Here is a 16,138-nt window from a genome sequence, read left to right on the forward strand (position 1 = left end):
GAATCTTCATCGTCACCAATTGGGGTTTCCATGGAGATAGGCTCTTTGGCAATTTTTAGCACCTTACGGATCTTGTCTTCAGGCATTAACATGCGTTCTGCCAATTCTTCTGGCGTGGGTTCGCGGCCCATTTCTTGAAGCATTTGACGGCTAATACGGTTTAGCTTGTTAATGGTTTCGATCATGTGCACAGGAATACGAATAGTACGTGCCTGGTCTGCAATTGAACGGGTAATTGCCTGACGGATCCACCAAGTGGCGTAAGTCGAGAACTTGTAACCACGACGGTATTCAAACTTATCTACCGCCTTCATCAAGCCAATGTTACCTTCCTGAATTAAATCAAGGAATTGTAAGCCACGGTTGGTGTACTTTTTAGCAATAGAGATAACCAAACGTAGGTTGGCTTCAACCATTTCTTTCTTAGCTCGGCGGGCTTTGGCTTCACCGATGCTCATACGACGGTTGATGTCTTTAATGCTGTTAATGCTAAGGCCAGTTTCTTCTTCAACACTTTTAAGTTTGAAGATACAACGACGTACTTCTTCGTCTACTTCCATTAACGCTGGCGCGTAGTCTTTAGCTGAGGTTTTATGCTCGTTAAACCAGTCTTCGCTTGTTTCGTCTTTGGAGAAAGCTTTTACAAAGGCTTGCTTAGGCATTTTGCCTTGCTCAACACATAGCTTCATGATTAGACGCTCTTGGGTACGCACCCGCTCCATCATGTTGCGCATGCTGGCAACTAATTTGTCGAACAATTTAGGCACTAAGCGGAAAGTGTGGAAAATTTCACTTAGCTCAAAGATTTCTTTGGTTGCTTGAGCAGACAAACGGCCATGCTCGGCAATAACCGCGTGGGTTTTGTCGTATTGAGTGCGTAGCGTGTCGAAGCGCTCTTTCACCACTTCTGGGTCTAAACCTACGTCTTCTTCTTCTTCGTCATCGTCGTCGTCGTCGTCATCGTCTTCGTCATCGAGATCTTTTTCTTCAAGCTCTGAACCGATGTGAGTGGCGGTTGGCGCCGCTTCGGCTATTTCGTTTTCGTCGATGAAGCTGTTTACGATGTCGCTAATTTTGAGTTCTTCTGCTTGGTATTGATCATACATATCAAGCAAGATAGAAATAGTTTCGGGGTACTCTGAAACACTGCGTTGAACTTCATTGATCCCTTCTTCAATTCGTTTGGCGATGTCAATTTCGCCCTCACGGGTTAATAGTTCAACGGTGCCCATTTCGCGCATGTACATACGTACTGGGTCGGTGGTTCGGCCAAGTTCTGACTCTACTGTGGCAAGTGCTTGCGCCGCGGCTTCTGCTGCGTCTTCGTCAGTTGTATTCTCGGCCAACAGTAAGTCATCGGTATCGGGCGCATTTTCATGTACCTGAATACCCATGTCGTTGATCATTTGAATGATATCTTCAACTTGATCGGAATCTACGATATCAGCAGGTAAATGGTCATTTACCTCTGCATAAGTTAAGTAGCCTTGCTCTTTACCTTTTGCGAGAAGGAGTTTGAGTTGAGACTGTGGGGTTTGTTCCATAGATGTCATCCGAAGTAGATTAAGCTAGCAAAACCATAAACGTTCGCGCTGTAGGCGCAAACGATGAATTATATCAAGTATGGGTTAAAATTTCTATATCAAGGTCAATTTAGTAAAAAGTTTTTGTTTATTACTTAAACAAACCATTTAAGGCTTTAATTCGGTAATTAATTGCAACATTTCACGTTTCTCCTCGATACTCAGTGTGCCGTTTAAGGACTTTACATTGAGCTGTTCGTAACGTTGTAACAGCAGTTGTTCGATGAAACTGGCAATAATATCTTGCAGTTCGTCGGGGTAGCCGGACTCGTCGATTTCCAAATTGTAGCTGGCCAACGCGCTTAAATGTTTTTGCTCTGGTTGGTCACGCCAACGTTCTAACAACTGGGCGCTAGTAATATCCGGCTTATTATGGATTTCGGCGATTAAGGCCAGTAGTAGCGGCATGCCCTTGATGTTAACTTGCTGTAGCTCTTCCGAGGGCGGCAAGTCGTTGGCGATCGCCGGGCGTTGTAAAATCATTGCGATAGCTTTACGCATAGGCGTTAGGCTGAGCTTTTTAACGCTACTGACTTGGTTACGTTGTTGGCGCTCTAGTTGCGCCAGTTCTTTTTCTAGTTGGCTACGAATCATCCGATTTTGAGTGGCTAACTCGGTCAACAAGGTTTCTTTGTAAAAGTTAGCCTTTACTTGCGAAATGAGCTCGTAGGCGCGGGCAGCCATGTGGCTTTTACCGGCATCGCTGCTAATGTCGATTTCTTGACTTAAGCGTTCGAATAAAAAGCGCGACAAGGGCATCGCCTGATGCATACGTTGTTCAAAACCGTCTTTGCCTTCTTGACGTATTAAGGTGTCGGGATCTTCGCCATCGGGTAAAACATAAACTTCAGCTCTACCTCGTCACGTAAGTGCGGTAGGGCATTTTCTAGTGCACGCCAGGCAGCATCGCGTCCGGCGCGGTCGCCATCATAACAGCAGATAATTTTACTGCTGGCGCGAAATAGCGTTTGCAAATGCTCCGGCGTGGTAGAGGTACCCAGTGAAGCCACTGCATAGTCCACTCCAAACTGGGCCAGCGATACCACGTCCATATAGCCTTCAACCACCAGAATCTGTGGCACTTGTTTGTGGGCTTGGCGTACTTCGTATAGGCCATATAGCTCTCGACCCTTATGAAATACGCTGGTTTCTGGTGAGTTGAGGTATTTGGGTGTACCGTCGCCCAGTACTCGGCCGCCGAAGCCAATGTAGCGCCCTCGCTTATCGCGAATAGGGAACATCACTCGATCACGAAAACGGTCATAGCGGCGACCGCTTTCATTTTCAATCGATAAGCCTGCATCTAACAGTTGTTGACTCGCTTGTGCTGAGTAACCAAGCGTTTTACCCAGTGCATCCCACTCATCGGGTGCATAACCAATCGAGAAGCGTTGCACCACCTCGCCGCTAAGTCCACGACCTTTTAAATAGTCGATCACTTGCTGCTTTTTAGGATGGCTGCGTAATTGCTGCTGAAAGAAACGGCTAGCCTGAGCAATGAGCTCGTATAAGTCTTTGGCGGCTTGGCGTTGTTGCTGGCTTTTGGCTTGATCAAACTTGCTGTTGTTGCTGTTTTCCCGTTCAACTTCCAGGCCCATTTGGCTGGCCAGCTCTTCTACCGCGTCAACAAACTCGAGTCTGTCGTATTCCATTAAAAAGCTAATAGCGTTGCCGCTGACACCACAACCAAAGCAGTGATAAAACTGTTTGTCTTGGCTTACGTTAAATGAGGGGGATTTTTCGTTATGGAAAGGACAGCAGGCTGTATAGTTTTTTCCGGTTTTTTTTAGGCGCACGCGCTGATCGATTAGGCTAACAATATCTGTTCTCGCCAATAGGTCATCGATAAATTGTTGCGCTATTCTTCCGGCCATTCGCTACCAACTTCAGCGTTTTTGAAAAACAAACAAGCCGTGAACTCAAAGAGAACACGGCTTGTTCGAGTATTCTAAGGGATGGACTTAGGCTAGTTTACTGCGAACAGCAGCGCTAATTGCGCCCATGTCTGCACGGCCTTGTACCTGAGGTTTCAGGATGCCCATCACTTTACCCATATCTTGCATTCCTGCAGCACCTGATTGAGCAATGGCCGCTTCAATTAATGAAGCCACTTCTTGTTCAGTTAGAGCTTTAGGAAGGAACGTTTCTAAGATTTCAATCTCGGCGAGTTCTGTGTCTGCTAGGTCGTGACGCTCAGCGGCGAGAAACTGCTCTGCGGCGTCTTTACGTTGTTTAACTTGCTTTACGATGATGCTTAAAATGCGTTCGTCGTCTAGCGTAATGCGTTCATCAACTTCGACTTGCTTAACTGCCGCCAACAACATGCGCAGAGTGCCAAGACGAAATTTGTCTTTGGCGCGCATTGCTGCTTTTTGTTCGTCTTGTAACGTTGCTTTTAATGACATAGGGTCTATCAGCGCTTAGTACAAGCGAACGCGACGTGCGTTTTCACGAGCCAATTTCTTAGCGTGACGTTTAACAGCAGACGCTTTAGCACGTTTACGAGCTGTAGTTGGTTTTTCGTAAAACTCGCGACGGCGAACTTCAGAAAGAATACCTGCTTTCTCGCAAGAGCGCTTGAAACGACGTAGAGCTACGTCAAATGGTTCGTTTTCACGTACTTTAACGATTGGCATATGCCTATCACCTTCCGGTTTATTGAGGGCCGAACAAAAATCAGCCGTAGTGTTTAAAAATGGTGCGGAATTTTAAGCCGAACTGGGGGGCAATGTAAAGCCTATTTGTAATCCTCTGGTGAAATAAGCCGCGAACAAGTAAGATAGCTGCGATTTTTATAGGCTTACAGCGGCGAATTTTCGCCCATCCCAGAGTAGGAAAAGTAGAAACTATGCGTGTACTCGGTATTGAAACATCGTGTGATGAAACCGGTGTGGCCATTTACGATGACCAGCAGGGCTTATTGGCCGATGTTTTATACAGTCAAATTAAGCTACATGCTGATTATGGTGGGGTGGTGCCAGAGCTGGCTTCACGAGACCATATTCGTAAAACCATTCCGCTGATTAAAGAGGCAATGGAAAAGGCCAATTGTAGCCCCGAGCAAATTGATGCAGTGACCTATACCGCAGGGCCTGGCCTAGTGGGTGCCTTATTGGTGGGCTCGCTAACTGCGCGCAGTATTGCTATGGCTTGGGGAAAACCTGCTGTGCCGGTTCATCATATGGAAGGCCACTTGTTGGCGCCGATGTTGGAAGATAATCCGCCAGAGTTTCCGTTTTTAGCCTTGCTGGTTTCTGGTGGTCATACCCTATTGGTTGAAGTCGATGGCATTGGTGAGTACCAAATTTTAGGTGAGTCGATTGATGATGCCGCTGGTGAAGCCTTTGATAAAACAGCCAAACTATTGGGTTTAGATTATCCCGGTGGCCCTGCTTTGAGTCGCTTGGCGGAAAAAGGCCAACCAGGGCGTTTTACTTTCCCGCGACCGATGACCGATCGTCCCGGTTTGGATATGAGTTTTTCTGGCTTAAAAACTTTTGCGAAAAATACTATCGACAGTGAAGGTAAAGACGAGCAAACCCAAGCCGATATCGCGCTGGCCTTTCAGCAAGCTTTGGTGGACACCTTAATCATTAAATGTCGTCGCGCCTTGAAGCAAACCGGCTTAAAACGTTTGGTTATTGCCGGTGGTGTGAGTGCTAACAAAGCTTTGCGTGAGCAGCTAGGTGAGCTGTTGGCTTCGCGCGGCGGTCAGGTTTACTATCCGCGTCCGGCGTTTTGTACCGATAACGGCGCAATGATTGCCTATGCTGGAATGCAGCGTTTTAAGGCGGGGCAAACCGTGGGTTTGTCGGTGCAGGCGATGCCGCGCTGGCCGCTGGATGAATTGCCCCCAGCAAAGCAGGCTTAACTCAAGCTGATAAAAAACGCTCCTAGCTGGAGCGTTTTTTATTGCTTATTTTTGTTTACTACTTTGGTTTCGGTATGGTTGCGCAGCCGAGAAATATTCCCTTGATGGCGAATAATGATCAGGCACGATAGCATCGCTACCGGCAGGGTGTATTCGGGTTTGATGAGCCAAGTATACAGTGGTGCTAAACTCACGCTGACGATGGCGGCTAGCGAGGAATAGCCTCTTAGTTTTAGGGTAATAATCCAAGTCACGATTAATAGGGCGGCTAAATCCAGACCAATGGGCAGTACTCCGCCGAGCGCTGTAGCAACGCCTTTGCCGCCTTCAAAATGAAAGAAAATTGGATACATATGGCCAAGACAGGCGGCGATACCGACAAAGCCCAGTACTATCGGGGCTAAGTTGGCGTAGTAACCCAACCAAACCGGAATGGTGCCTTTGAGTAGGTCGCAAACTAACACTAATATCGCTGGGGTTTTGCCGCCAATGCGGTAAACATTGGTCGCTCCGGGATTATTTGAACCATGGGTTCGCGGGTCGGGTAGGCGATAAATTCGGCAGATGAGCACGGCACTGGAGATGGAACCCAGTAAATAAGCCGCCGTAATAAAAAATAAACCGAGTAAACCCATTAGCTTAGAAGCATTCCACCCATTGTTGAATTGCGGTATTATCGCGCTCTCTCAAAGGTCAAATCATACGCTGTTTTTTTAGCTAAGGCTAATTGGTAGGTAGGCAGCATAGCAGCTGGGAATTATGGATAAAGTATTTATTAAAGAGCTCACCGTATTGGCGACTATAGGCGCTTACGAGTGGGAAAAACAAATTAAGCAAAAATTGCTGATTGATTTAGAGATGGCTTGGGATAATCGCCCTGCAGGCTTGAGTGATGATTTGTCGCTGGCCTTGGATTATGCCTCGGTGAGCCAGGCAGTGAGTGACTTAGTAAGCCAGCAGCCGCATGAGCTAGTGGAAACCGTGGCGGAAAAAGTGGCCAGCTTAATCCTCACGCAGTTTGCAGTACCTTGGATTAAAGTCACCATTAACAAACCTGGCGCGGTAGCTTTTGCTGCCAATGTGGGGGTGCAGATAGAGCGCAGTCAAACGGAAGCCTCATCGTAATGGCTGATGTGTTTGTTGGTATTGGCAGTAATATTGAGCGCCAACGTTATATTCGCCAAGGGGTGGCTGCCTTAGAGGCCCACTTTGGTGAATTGAGCTTAAGCCCAGTTTATGAATGCCCAGCCTTAGGTTTTGATGGCCCCGATTTTTATAATTTGGTGGCCAGATTTACGACACCCTTATCACTTGAGGCGGTATTTGCCGCCATTAAGCGCATCGAGTTCGAACATGGGCGAGCAAAAGATGCACAAAAGTACTCGTCACGCACACTGGATATCGATATTCTTTTATATAACCAGTTGGTGGTAGCCGAACCCTGCCAGCTACCTAGAGCCGAAATAATAAAAAGTGCCTTTGTTCTGAAACCTTTAAGTGATATTGCTGGGGACTTAGAGCATCCAACACTCGCAAAAACTTACACTCAGCTATGGAAGGAATTTGCTGATAGTGCTCAAGTTTTGACTCGGATCGACAGTTTCACCTTTTAATTTTTAGCAAGGAACAGTGCATGAGTGCTTTCGAAACCATAATGTTGGCCTTGATTCAGGGCTTAACTGAGTTTCTTCCTATTTCGAGCTCTGCTCACCTAATTTTGCCTTCGCAGGTATTAGGCTGGCAGGATCAGGGTATTACTTTTGATGTGGCGGTCCATGTGGGCAGCTTGTTAGCAGTATTAGGTTATTTCCGAAAAGAAGTATGGTCGATGTTAATCGCTTGGCTGGCTTCGTTTACTGGCAAGCGTAGCCCTGATGCCTTGTTGGCTTGGTTGATTATTTTGGCCACCATTCCTGCGGTATTGTTTGGCGGTTTATTTAAGGATTTGATTGAGGAGTATCTTCGTTCAGCCTATGTGATTGCTGCTACCACCTTAATTTTTGGTGCCCTACTGTGGTGGGCCGATGCGCAGGCCAAGTTGTTAAATGATGAGTACCAGATTGGTTGGAAACAGGCCTTGTTTATTGGTATTGCTCAGGCGGTGGCGATTATTCCAGGTACCTCGCGTAGCGGTATCACGATTACCGCGGGTTTAATGTTGGGGTTAACTCGGGAAGCAGCCGCGCGCTTTTCATTTTTGATGTCGATCCCAGTGATAGTGGGAGCCTGTGTATTGATGACCAAAGACATGGTGGAAAATCCGGTCGCTGTAGATTGGTCGGCAATGGCTTTAGGAGTGGTGATTTCTTTTGTTAGCGCCTATTCCTGTATTCACCTGTTTATTCGTTGGGTAAGTCGAGTAGGGATGAAGCCTTTTGTAATATATCGCTTATTGTTGGGCGCATTTTTACTGGGCTTTTTAGCCTTCAGTTAAACGTTAAAAGCTCGCGTTTTGGCGAGCTTTTTTATTGGCTTAGTGTTGCGTTTGAGATAAATAACGCTGTTTTTCTTCGCTGAGTAACTGTAGTCGCTTCTGATGGAGCTGTTGCTTAATTTCTACACCTTTAAAACCGGCTTTTACAATGGCCTGCACATCGACACTATTGGCCACCTCTAATTGGCGAAGTAAATAGTTGTAGGGAGGGTAGTCATGGTCGGCAAAGCCGAGACGCCCTTTGATGTCTGCCACGCCCGCTTCCAGTACCTGTTGAAAGCGTTGAGGCTTACGCCAAGCATCACAGCGGTCAAACAGTTTTAATACGGTTTCTGGGCGCAGTTCTAAGGCACTGTGAATAGTAATGTGGTGCTCTGCCACTAGTAGCGCTAAATCGCGGTATTCGTTGGGAACTTTAATTCGCTGGCAAAATGCCTTAATTGGGCTTACACCAGCGGGGCCGTGGCCGGGATGAGACGGCAACTTTTCTTGGGGCGTTAAAGCCTTACCAAAGTCATGACACAACGCGGCAAAACGCACCACCGGGTGATAATCTAGCTTGGCGCTTTGCTCAATCACCATCAAGGTATGAATGCCGGTATCGATTTCGGGGTGCCACTTAGGGCTAGCGGGCACACCAAACAACTGGTCTAGCTCTGGAATTAAGGTGGCCAAGGCATCGGTCTGTTTGAGTACCTCAAAAAATACCTGGGGGGCTGGGCTAGCTAAGGCTTTCTCTAACTCCAACCAAATACGCTCTGGAGTCAGACAGGTCAGTTCACCAGAATGAGCAATTTGTTGCATTAGTTTTAGGGTGTCTTCAGCCACCTGAAAACCGAGTGGGTGAAAGCGGGCGGCAAAACGCGCCACGCGCAATACTCGAAGCGGGTCTTCTACAAAAGCGGGAGAGACATGGCGCAAGATCCGCGCTTGTAGATCGGCTTGCCCGCCATAGGGGTCGATGAGCTTGCCTTGCTCTGATTGGGCTATCGCATTAATGGTGAGGTCGCGACGCAGCAAATCTTCTTCCAGGCTGACATCGTCGGCGAAGTAGCAACTAAAGCCGGTGTAGCCACTGCCTTGTTTACGTTCGGTGCGTGCTAGTGCGTACTCTTCTTGGTTGTGCGGGTGCAAAAATACCGGGAAGTCTTTACCGACTTGGCTGTAACCCAGCTTAAGCATTTGCTCGGGGGTGGCGCCAACGACCACATGGTCACGATCTTTAACGGGTAAACCCAGTAGTTGATCGCGTACCGCTCCGCCGACTAAATAGGTTTCCACTTAGCACTCCTCAATAATCAATGTCCACAAACGCTTTGCGCAAGGGTATTATACACCTATCAATGCTTAATAGGGCTAGGATTACCGCTTCAGTGATAAGTGGTAGAACAGCTTCGGCGAAAGGACAGTGGTTTAATGTATTTGGATTACTTTGGCTTAAAGGAAAACCCTTTTTCAATTGCGCCAAACCCCGATTTTTTATTTATGAGCGAGCGGCATAAAGAGGCCTTAGCCCATTTAAGTTTTGGTTTGGGGGAAACCGGTGGATTTGTCTTGCTTACCGGGGAAGTGGGCACCGGTAAAACCACCGTCTCGCGCGCCTTATTAAAACAGTTGCCCGAAAATACCCAAGTGGCAATGGTGCTAAACCCTAGCCTGACAGAGCTGGAGTTATTGGCCACCGTGTGTGATGAACTCAAGATTAACTACGACAAAGCCAGCTTCAGTGTGAAGGACTTTGGCGACCTTATTCGTCAACGCCTGTTGGAGAACCACGCGGCTGGTGGCAATACCATGTTGCTGATTGACGAAGCGCAGCACTTGTCTGTTGATGTGTTGGAACAGCTGCGCCTACTGACTAACTTTGAGACCGATACCCGTAAGTTGCTGCGAGTGGTGCTAATTGGCCAACCGGAATTGCAGCAAAAATTGAAGCAACCCATTTTGCGCCAGTTAGCGCAGCGCATTACCGCGCGTTATCACCTATTGCCCCTCACCGTAACTGAAGTGGACGCCTATATTCGTCACCGCTTGCGGGTCGCAGGCTGCGAACGGCCGTTGTTTTCAAAGGCCTTGGTGAAACAGCTACACAGTGCTGCAGAAGGCATCCCTCGGGTGATTAATTTATTGTGTGACCGTGCTTTGTTAGCCGCTTATGGCCATGACCAGATGGTGGTGGACAAAAAGGCGCTAAAACAGGCGATTGCAGAAGTTGCCCTGTCTGAGCCGAAAGCGACAGGTTTGAATTTGGGTTATCTTGCTACCGGCGCGTTGCTGGGGGGCTTGTTACTGGTGGCTTTCTATTGGGGACCATCGTGGTTAACTCGTTTTACTGAGATAGACGTTCAAGCCTCGCAAACTATTTCGGCTAGTGCTTTAGACCAGCAGCGCTTGCAAGCCCAACATTTGGCCATGCAGCAACAAGCAGAGCGACGCGAGCAAGTCCAACAGCAACAGCAGCAATGGCAACAGCTTAAAGCCAGCAGTATTTTGCCGGATCGTTCATGGCAGCTGTTATTGCGTAGTTGGGGCTACGATGTGCCGCTAAGCCAAGCTAGTTGTAGCTTGGTTACGGCGGTGGATTTACATTGTTTAAGCTTAAGCGGTGGTGAAAAAGTGCTACGTGAGGTGAATTTGCCTGCTGTAGTGGCCTTAGAAGATCAAGGCGAGCGCTTTTATGCGGTGATTCGCCATTGGGGGGCTGAGGTAGAGTTATGGCTGGGTGAGCATTCTATGTTGGTGAGTGAACAATGGTTGGGGCAGCGTTGGCAGGGCGAATTTCAAGTATTGTGGCAACCACCACAAGGCTTTGACGGGGTATTAAAACAAGGTAACCAAGGACAAGCGGTATATTGGTTGGAGCAAAGCTTGTCGTTAATTCAAGGTCAGCCACCACGCCAAACCTTTAGTTTTGATCAGCAACTTAGCCAGCAGGTGTTGCAGTTCCAGCAGCAAAATAATCTTAATGCTGACGGCATTGTTGGGGTGTTTACCCTATTGCGCTTAAACCAGCAAATTTATGCAGATCAACCCCGCTTGCAGGAGATGAATTAATGTCGAGTATTTTAGATGCGCAGCGGCGTAACAGTAACGATGCCGTAGCATTGGTGGCCCCTGCTACAAGTAAACCTATATTGAGTGCAGTATTGGCGTCGCTTATTAGCTTGGCAATAGCGGGCGCCGGTTTTTGGTTTTGGCAGCAAAGCCAAAAACCAAGTGTTAGGCAGCCCAAGGTGGTGAAGCCAGCCGAGTTGCCAGTTTCGCAGGTGAAAGTGACGGCGCTAGAGCCGGCTAAGTTGGATTTTGAGTTACGCCCTTTGCCTCGCTTTGATGACCTAGAGAAAGTGGACCTGTTAGCTTTGCGCCAGCAGCAGTTTGAAGATTTGCTGGCGCAAGCACCCAATCAGGCAGCGCAAACGGAAGCGTCGCAGCAACAGCCGTTAGCGGCAACATCGGCAGATAATAATTCGGTAACTAACTCCGCTGCAGCAAATAAGTCGGCGTCTCAGCAAGGCAACTTAGAGCAGCGTTTTGCCGCGGCGGTACAAGCTACGGAAACGCTCAGCTGGGCGGAGCAAAACGATGTGACGCGTTATGACGATGCGCCATTAATTGGCGCTTTAGAGCCAGCTATTCAGGCTTTAATACCAGCAATTACCTTTAATTCTCATGTGTTTTCATCGGATCCTAGCCGTCGCTATGTCACTTTGAATAACCAAGAGTTCGCTGAAGGGGATTTTGTGAATGCCAATATCGAGTTGGTAGCGATCCGTATGGATGACATTGTGTTGCGGGTGGCGGGCAATTTATGCCGCTTAAATGCCTTGTCAGATTGGGGTTAACAAAAAAGGCGCAGTAAGCGCCTTTCTCATGCTTTAAAAAACACTACATCCACTGGTTGTCACGTTTCTTACGACGAGGGATCAACGGTAAGATTAAACCTAGAATTAAGCCGCCTGCAGCCACCCCTGCACCGTTGATAAACCATTGCATTTGCACGCTTTCATCTTTGGTATCTAGCTCGCGCTGAATTTGCACGTTCTGTTCTGTAACTTGTTGAAGTCGCTCATTGAGCTGATCATTACTGGCTTGTAATTGCTCGATTTGCTGTTGCTGAACTTCGATTTGTTGTACTCGGTCAGCCGAGGCTGTTTCGCTCTGCTCTAACTGCTGTTTAAGCGCCGCTTCACTTTTCTCTAATTGGCTTTTCACTTGCTCTAGCTGAGCCGCTAAACCGGGAGAGCGATTTAAGAATTTGGCTTCAACCCAGCCTTCACGACCATTATCTAAGGTGATTTTGGCGTATTCGGTTTCTTGGTTGTAGTCAACTTGGTTGATTTGGGTTCCAGCGTTGACGGTGCCAATAATACGATACTGGTTACTAGGGCCAGAGTGTATAAACACATATAGGTCATCGGAAATATAACGGGTTTGGGCTAAAGCGGGGAAAGCGAGGACAAGTGATACCAACGCTGCAGATAGGGTTCTGACCATCACGGCTAATCTCTTTTATTTAGATAATATTCGCCGTTAGTGTACGAAACAACGTTGCCAGTCTCAACCGACAACGCTGTTAATCTTGCTTAACTGAGTGGGTTTTTGAGCACTTAGTTAAATATCGCTAGTAGGATGTAGTAGAACACAATAGAAAGTGCCGCACCGGCAGGCAGGGTTACCACCCAAGATACTACAATACTACGAACTACGCCGAGATTAAGCGCCGCAATACCACGCGCCATACCTACACCTAATACCGCCCCCACTAGAGTTTGCGTAGTAGAAATTGGTAGGCCAGTGCCTGAGGCGACTACTACAGTGGTCGCTGCTGCAAGTTCGGCAGCAAAACCACGGCTAGGTGTAAGGTGAGTAATACCTTTACCAATGGTGGCGATAACTCGATGACCAAAAATAGCCAAACCCGCTACAATGCCTAGGCCACCTAACGGCAAAATCCACCAAGCAAGTTCTGCTTTGGCGCTGATTTCACCACTGTTATGAACCACGCTAACGACTGCAGCCAAAGGACCAATAGCGTTGGCTACATCGTTGGAGCCGTGAGCAAAAGCCATACAACAAGCTGTGATCACCATCAGTACCGCAAATACTTTCTCTACGTTGGTGTAGTGCATTTGGCGGTCGGCTTTGGGGTCGATTTTTAGTCGACTGATAATAATTTTGCCGACAATGGCTACCACTAAACCAATACATACCGCCCAGATGTAGCCCTCGACACTGCTCATTTCTAAGCCGACGTGTTTCAAACCTTTTTTAATGGTGACTAATGCCATCATGAAACCCGCGAGGAACATGTAGCCAGGCACGTAACGTTTGGCTGCTTCGAGTGGGTTTTCGTTTTCAAAAATCAGTTTTTGGGCGCTGATGAAGATGAAGTAGGCAAAGACCCCGGAGATGGCGGGAGTAATAATCCAGCTGCCAATAATTCCCGATACTTTGCCCCAAGCTACGGCTTCGGTACCTACACCTACCGCAGCAAAACCAATAATGGCGCCGATAATGGAGTGGGTGGTAGACACAGGCCAACCGTTGTAAGACGCAATTAGAAGCCAGGTTCCGGCTGCCAATAGCGCTGCAATCATCCCAAATACCAGTAATTCTGGAGTATTCGTAAATGCTCCTGAATCAATAATGCCCTTACGCACGGTATTGGTTACCGCACCACCGGCTAAATACGCGCCGGCAAATTCGAAGATCATAGCGATAATAATCGCTTGTTTAATTGTAATTGCGTTAGAGCCAACTGATGTACCCATAGCATTTGCTACATCGTTAGCACCAATGCCCCACGCCATCACGAAGCCAAAGACGGCCGCGATAATAATCAGCGTAGAGCCGTAAGTTGCAAGTATTTCCATTGGAGTTACCTAAGTGTTTTCTTTATCTTATCGGTAGATCATTAGCTCTAAGCGTGCGCCAACGCGCAAGGCTTGATCGGCCAGTTCGCCGATTGCTTCAATGATGTAATAAAGGAACATCGCATCAATTGGGTCTAGTTTTTTCTCTAGTTTTTGCAATTTGCGACGAATTTTGATTTGTTGTAGGTCGGTCTCATCTTCGATGATATCGAGTTCTTGGACCATTTTTCTTACTAACTCTACTTCGCGGCCTTTAAAGCCGGTTTCTAGTAGATCTTCTAGCTCGTTAATGGCTTCTTTGGCTTTAGTGGTGGCGTCTAAACAGCGCGCTAAGTAAGCCATAAACATTTCGGCGAGTTTTGGGGGTAACTCCATTTTGCGACCCAGCATTCGACCTGATATATCTTTTGCTTTGTTCGCAATGCGATCTTGGTGGGTAAGCAGTTCTAATACGTCAGAGCGCTCTACCGGCATGAAAATTCCGCCATGCAGGTTTAAGCGAATATCGCGTTTCATGCGATCAGCTTCTTTTTCTAGATTCGAGATATCACGACGACGCTTGGCCGCACGCTTCCAATCTTTCTCTAATACCGCTTCAAAAAACGGTACTAAACCCTCACAACATTCGCTGACGACGTTGATATGGTCTTCTAGTGGTTTAATTGGCGACTTAGCAAACAAACCTAGAATTGTATTTCCGGACATAATCTGTATTCCAATTAGCTATGCAAAGGATATATTTTTTGCGAGGCGCATGGTAACGTAGCAGAGCTTAGTTGCAAGCATTTATCTTACAAAATCTTGCTCTTTACTTGAGCTAAATCAAAGGTTTTGTATGAAAACTGAACAGAGGGAGCCGGTCGCTGCATCAGCCTAACATGGATAAACCATGAACAATGAAATAGAAATCAAGCTCTTAGCTACACCCCAATGCACTTCAGAATTACTGGCTCGACTCAACAAGTATAGAGTGTTGCAAACTGAAGTGAAAACTCTCACCAGTGTTTATTTTGATACGGCTGACCGTCAATTGATGCGTTGGGGCATGGGCTTACGCATTCGCAGCGGCGATGGCGACAACGTGCAAACCATTAAAACCGACGGAATTAGTCTCGGTGGTTTGCATCAGCGGCCCGAATATAATTGTGTTATTCAAGCCAATCAGCCCGACCTTAGCTTATTCGATTCTTCCATTTGGCCAGCCGGCACCAACTTAGAACATTTAAATAGTCAGCTTTATTCTTTATTTACCACTTCCTTTGAACGGCAGACTTGGCTGGTTGATTTAGCCAATGACACCTTAGTTGAAGTGGCTTTCGATCAGGGCGCTCTTACAGCCAAGGCCACCGAAGAAGCGATCTGCGAGCTAGAACTGGAGCTGGTGAAGGGCGATCTGAGCCAATTATTTGAATTGGCCTCAGATATTGCCGAGATCGACGGTCTACGCCATGCCAATATTAGTAAAGCCCAGCGTGGTTATATGTTGGTGGCAGAGGAAACGCCTCAGCTTAAATCCTTGAAAGCGGTTAAGTTAAGCGATGCTAGCAATAGCGCCGAGTGTTTAAGCCGAATTTTTGCCGCCGCTTTGTCGCATTGGCAATATCACGAACAGCTGTTTGTTGAACAACATAGTTTTGCGGCACTAGAACAAGTCTCCTTAGCGGTACAAACGCTGCATCAGGCCGGAAAAATGTTTAGTGAACTAGGTTTGGTAGAGTGTGACTACCTACCTGAACTACGTTGGTTAAGGCAGCAATTTGTTTGGCTTAATCAAGCGTCAAGCTTGTACCAACTTACCGCCGAACGTGGGGCCTTAATTAAGAAGTTACCTCAACAGCGCTGGTTATATAAGGGCTTGCAACAGCAACTACAGGCCTTGCCTCAGCCTGAAGATGTTTATGACTTGATGCACAGCGCTCGTTATTGCGGTTTGATGTTAAAAATTACCCGTTGGTTGTATCAAGCTAAATGGCAGCAAAACAAAGCGCTGCTAGAACAGCCCTTCATCCAGATTGCTAAGCAAGTGCTACAAACCAGTTGGGACTATTTGCGGCAATCTCCTTTGGCTCAGCCACACACTAGTGCCGATACCTATATTAAGCAGGCCACCAAACTACGCCGTAATTTACTGGTTGGTATTTGTGTGGGGGAACTGTTTGACGAAGAGTTACGTCAAGAGTTTCGCCTGCCTTGGATAGATATCCTGTCAGGCATAGAAGAGCTGAGTTTATTTGAGCCCTTGTATCCTTTGGCGGCTGAAATGGAGCTTGAGCCACAACAACAGGTAGAGAAGTGGATCCAGCGTAAACAGCAATCCTTATTGGATGCGCTAGAGTTCTCTCGCCAGCAGGCTTTTCAACAAATAGTGTATTGGTAG

The 16,138-nt window shown here is 47.3% G+C and carries 15 protein-coding genes and 1 pseudogene; 7 read left to right on the top strand and 9 right to left on the bottom strand.

Features of this window, described 5'->3' with window-relative positions; translation table 11 throughout:
- The 4 genes and pseudogenes from rpoD to rpsU form a co-directional block, all read right to left on the bottom strand.
- Window positions 1–1,544: RNA polymerase sigma factor RpoD (rpoD, locus tag ACQY6Q_RS06145; protein ID WP_427979138.1), on the bottom strand; the 1,544-nt coding region annotated here is incomplete at its 3' end.
- Window positions 1,545–1,691: 147 nt separating this feature from the next.
- Window positions 1,692–3,457 (bottom strand): annotated as a pseudogene (dnaG, locus tag ACQY6Q_RS06150) (DNA primase).
- 87 nt (window positions 3,458–3,544) lie between these two features.
- Window positions 3,545–3,988, bottom strand: coding sequence for a GatB/YqeY domain-containing protein (locus ACQY6Q_RS06155; protein WP_427979140.1), 444 nt, complete (start codon window positions 3,986–3,988; stop codon window positions 3,545–3,547).
- Window positions 3,989–4,003: 15 nt separating this feature from the next.
- Window positions 4,004–4,219 (bottom strand): 30S ribosomal protein S21, encoded by a 216-nt coding sequence (gene rpsU, locus ACQY6Q_RS06160; RefSeq protein ID WP_016403353.1) that lies wholly within the window; start codon window positions 4,217–4,219, stop codon window positions 4,004–4,006.
- A gap of 212 nt (window positions 4,220–4,431) precedes the next feature.
- Between rpsU and tsaD the strand changes: the two genes are divergently transcribed.
- The gene (gene tsaD / locus ACQY6Q_RS06165; RefSeq protein WP_427979143.1) at window positions 4,432–5,454 is read left to right on the top strand and encodes a tRNA (adenosine(37)-N6)-threonylcarbamoyltransferase complex transferase subunit TsaD; all 1,023 of its coding nucleotides are present in this window, start codon (window positions 4,432–4,434) and stop codon (window positions 5,452–5,454) included.
- Between the two features lie 38 nt (window positions 5,455–5,492).
- Here the strand turns inward: tsaD and plsY are convergent, their stop codons facing one another.
- Entirely contained in the window at window positions 5,493–6,089 is a 597-nt protein-coding gene (gene plsY, locus ACQY6Q_RS06170) for a glycerol-3-phosphate 1-O-acyltransferase PlsY (protein WP_427979145.1), read from the bottom strand.
- 124 nt (window positions 6,090–6,213) lie between these two features.
- Between plsY and folB the strand changes: the two genes are divergently transcribed.
- Genes folB through ACQY6Q_RS06185 form a run of 3 tightly spaced genes read left to right on the top strand, consistent with a single transcriptional unit; the run spans window position 6,214 to window position 7,888 of the window.
- Window positions 6,214–6,579: a dihydroneopterin aldolase gene (folB, locus tag ACQY6Q_RS06175; RefSeq protein ID WP_427979148.1), complete on the top strand. Its 366-nt coding sequence runs from the start codon at window positions 6,214–6,216 to the stop codon at window positions 6,577–6,579.
- Window positions 6,579–7,067, top strand: coding sequence for a 2-amino-4-hydroxy-6-hydroxymethyldihydropteridine diphosphokinase (gene folK, locus ACQY6Q_RS06180; RefSeq protein WP_427979150.1), 489 nt, complete (start codon window positions 6,579–6,581; stop codon window positions 7,065–7,067). Before folB ends, folK begins: the two co-directional genes overlap by 1 nt.
- 20 nt (window positions 7,068–7,087) lie before the next feature.
- Window positions 7,088–7,888 (top strand): undecaprenyl-diphosphate phosphatase, encoded by an 801-nt coding sequence (locus ACQY6Q_RS06185; RefSeq protein WP_427979152.1) that lies wholly within the window; start codon window positions 7,088–7,090, stop codon window positions 7,886–7,888.
- A gap of 39 nt (window positions 7,889–7,927) precedes the next feature.
- Here ACQY6Q_RS06185 and ACQY6Q_RS06190 read toward each other — a convergent pair whose 3' ends face one another.
- The gene (locus ACQY6Q_RS06190) at window positions 7,928–9,169 is read right to left on the bottom strand and encodes a multifunctional CCA addition/repair protein (RefSeq protein WP_427979155.1); all 1,242 of its coding nucleotides are present in this window, start codon (window positions 9,167–9,169) and stop codon (window positions 7,928–7,930) included.
- A 135-nt stretch (window positions 9,170–9,304) separates the two neighbouring features.
- Here ACQY6Q_RS06190 and ACQY6Q_RS06195 point away from each other — a divergent pair, with 135 nt between their 5' ends.
- Both ACQY6Q_RS06195 and ACQY6Q_RS06200 read left to right on the top strand, forming a co-directional pair.
- Entirely contained in the window at window positions 9,305–10,942 is a 1,638-nt protein-coding gene (locus ACQY6Q_RS06195; protein WP_427979158.1) for an ExeA family protein, read from the top strand.
- Window positions 10,942–11,730 (top strand): general secretion pathway protein GspB, encoded by a 789-nt coding sequence (locus ACQY6Q_RS06200; RefSeq protein WP_427979160.1) that lies wholly within the window; start codon window positions 10,942–10,944, stop codon window positions 11,728–11,730. The genes ACQY6Q_RS06195 and ACQY6Q_RS06200 overlap by 1 nt, the downstream gene beginning before the upstream one ends.
- A gap of 43 nt (window positions 11,731–11,773) precedes the next feature.
- On the opposite strand, the gene ACQY6Q_RS06205 is transcribed toward ACQY6Q_RS06200, so the two are convergent.
- The 3 genes from ACQY6Q_RS06205 to ACQY6Q_RS06215 form a co-directional block, all read right to left on the bottom strand.
- Window positions 11,774–12,382, bottom strand: a complete 609-nt coding sequence (locus tag ACQY6Q_RS06205) for a TIGR04211 family SH3 domain-containing protein (RefSeq protein ID WP_427979225.1) — start codon at window positions 12,380–12,382, stop codon at window positions 11,774–11,776.
- Window positions 12,383–12,495: 113 nt separating this feature from the next.
- Complete coding sequence (locus ACQY6Q_RS06210) at window positions 12,496–13,761, bottom strand: inorganic phosphate transporter (protein WP_427979162.1); 1,266 nt, start codon at window positions 13,759–13,761, stop codon at window positions 12,496–12,498.
- Window positions 13,762–13,788: 27 nt separating this feature from the next.
- Window positions 13,789–14,466 (bottom strand): TIGR00153 family protein, encoded by a 678-nt coding sequence (locus ACQY6Q_RS06215; protein ID WP_427979164.1) that lies wholly within the window; start codon window positions 14,464–14,466, stop codon window positions 13,789–13,791.
- 184 nt (window positions 14,467–14,650) lie between these two features.
- On the opposite strand from ACQY6Q_RS06215, the gene ACQY6Q_RS06220 reads away from it, so the two are divergent.
- Entirely contained in the window at window positions 14,651–16,138 is a 1,488-nt protein-coding gene (locus ACQY6Q_RS06220; RefSeq protein ID WP_427979166.1) for a CYTH domain-containing protein, read from the top strand.

Origin of the sequence: Agarivorans sp., assembly GCF_050295395.1 — a bacterium.
In the GTDB taxonomy this organism is placed as follows: domain Bacteria; phylum Pseudomonadota; class Gammaproteobacteria; order Enterobacterales; family Celerinatantimonadaceae; genus Agarivorans.

Excerpts from the sequence above, each read along its gene's own strand:
- ACQY6Q_RS06155 (WP_427979140.1), bottom strand. The coding sequence starts at position 3,988 with ATGTCATTAAAAGCAACGTTACAAGACGAACAAAAAGCAGCAATGCGC.
- rpsU (WP_016403353.1), bottom strand. The coding sequence starts at position 4,219 with ATGCCAATCGTTAAAGTACGTGAAAACGAACCATTTGACGTAGCTCTA.
- tsaD (WP_427979143.1), top strand. The coding sequence starts at position 4,432 with ATGCGTGTACTCGGTATTGAAACATCGTGTGATGAAACCGGTGTGGCC.
- plsY (WP_427979145.1), bottom strand. The coding sequence starts at position 6,089 with ATGGGTTTACTCGGTTTATTTTTTATTACGGCGGCTTATTTACTGGGT.
- folB (WP_427979148.1), top strand. The coding sequence starts at position 6,214 with ATGGATAAAGTATTTATTAAAGAGCTCACCGTATTGGCGACTATAGGC.
- folK (WP_427979150.1), top strand. The coding sequence starts at position 6,579 with ATGGCTGATGTGTTTGTTGGTATTGGCAGTAATATTGAGCGCCAACGT.
- ACQY6Q_RS06185 (WP_427979152.1), top strand. The coding sequence starts at position 7,088 with ATGAGTGCTTTCGAAACCATAATGTTGGCCTTGATTCAGGGCTTAACT.
- ACQY6Q_RS06195 (WP_427979158.1), top strand. The coding sequence starts at position 9,305 with ATGTATTTGGATTACTTTGGCTTAAAGGAAAACCCTTTTTCAATTGCG.
- ACQY6Q_RS06200 (WP_427979160.1), top strand. The coding sequence starts at position 10,942 with ATGTCGAGTATTTTAGATGCGCAGCGGCGTAACAGTAACGATGCCGTA.
- ACQY6Q_RS06205 (WP_427979225.1), bottom strand. The coding sequence starts at position 12,382 with ATGGTCAGAACCCTATCTGCAGCGTTGGTATCACTTGTCCTCGCTTTC.
- ACQY6Q_RS06210 (WP_427979162.1), bottom strand. The coding sequence starts at position 13,761 with ATGGAAATACTTGCAACTTACGGCTCTACGCTGATTATTATCGCGGCC.
- ACQY6Q_RS06215 (WP_427979164.1), bottom strand. The coding sequence starts at position 14,466 with ATGTCCGGAAATACAATTCTAGGTTTGTTTGCTAAGTCGCCAATTAAA.
- ACQY6Q_RS06220 (WP_427979166.1), top strand. The coding sequence starts at position 14,651 with ATGAACAATGAAATAGAAATCAAGCTCTTAGCTACACCCCAATGCACT.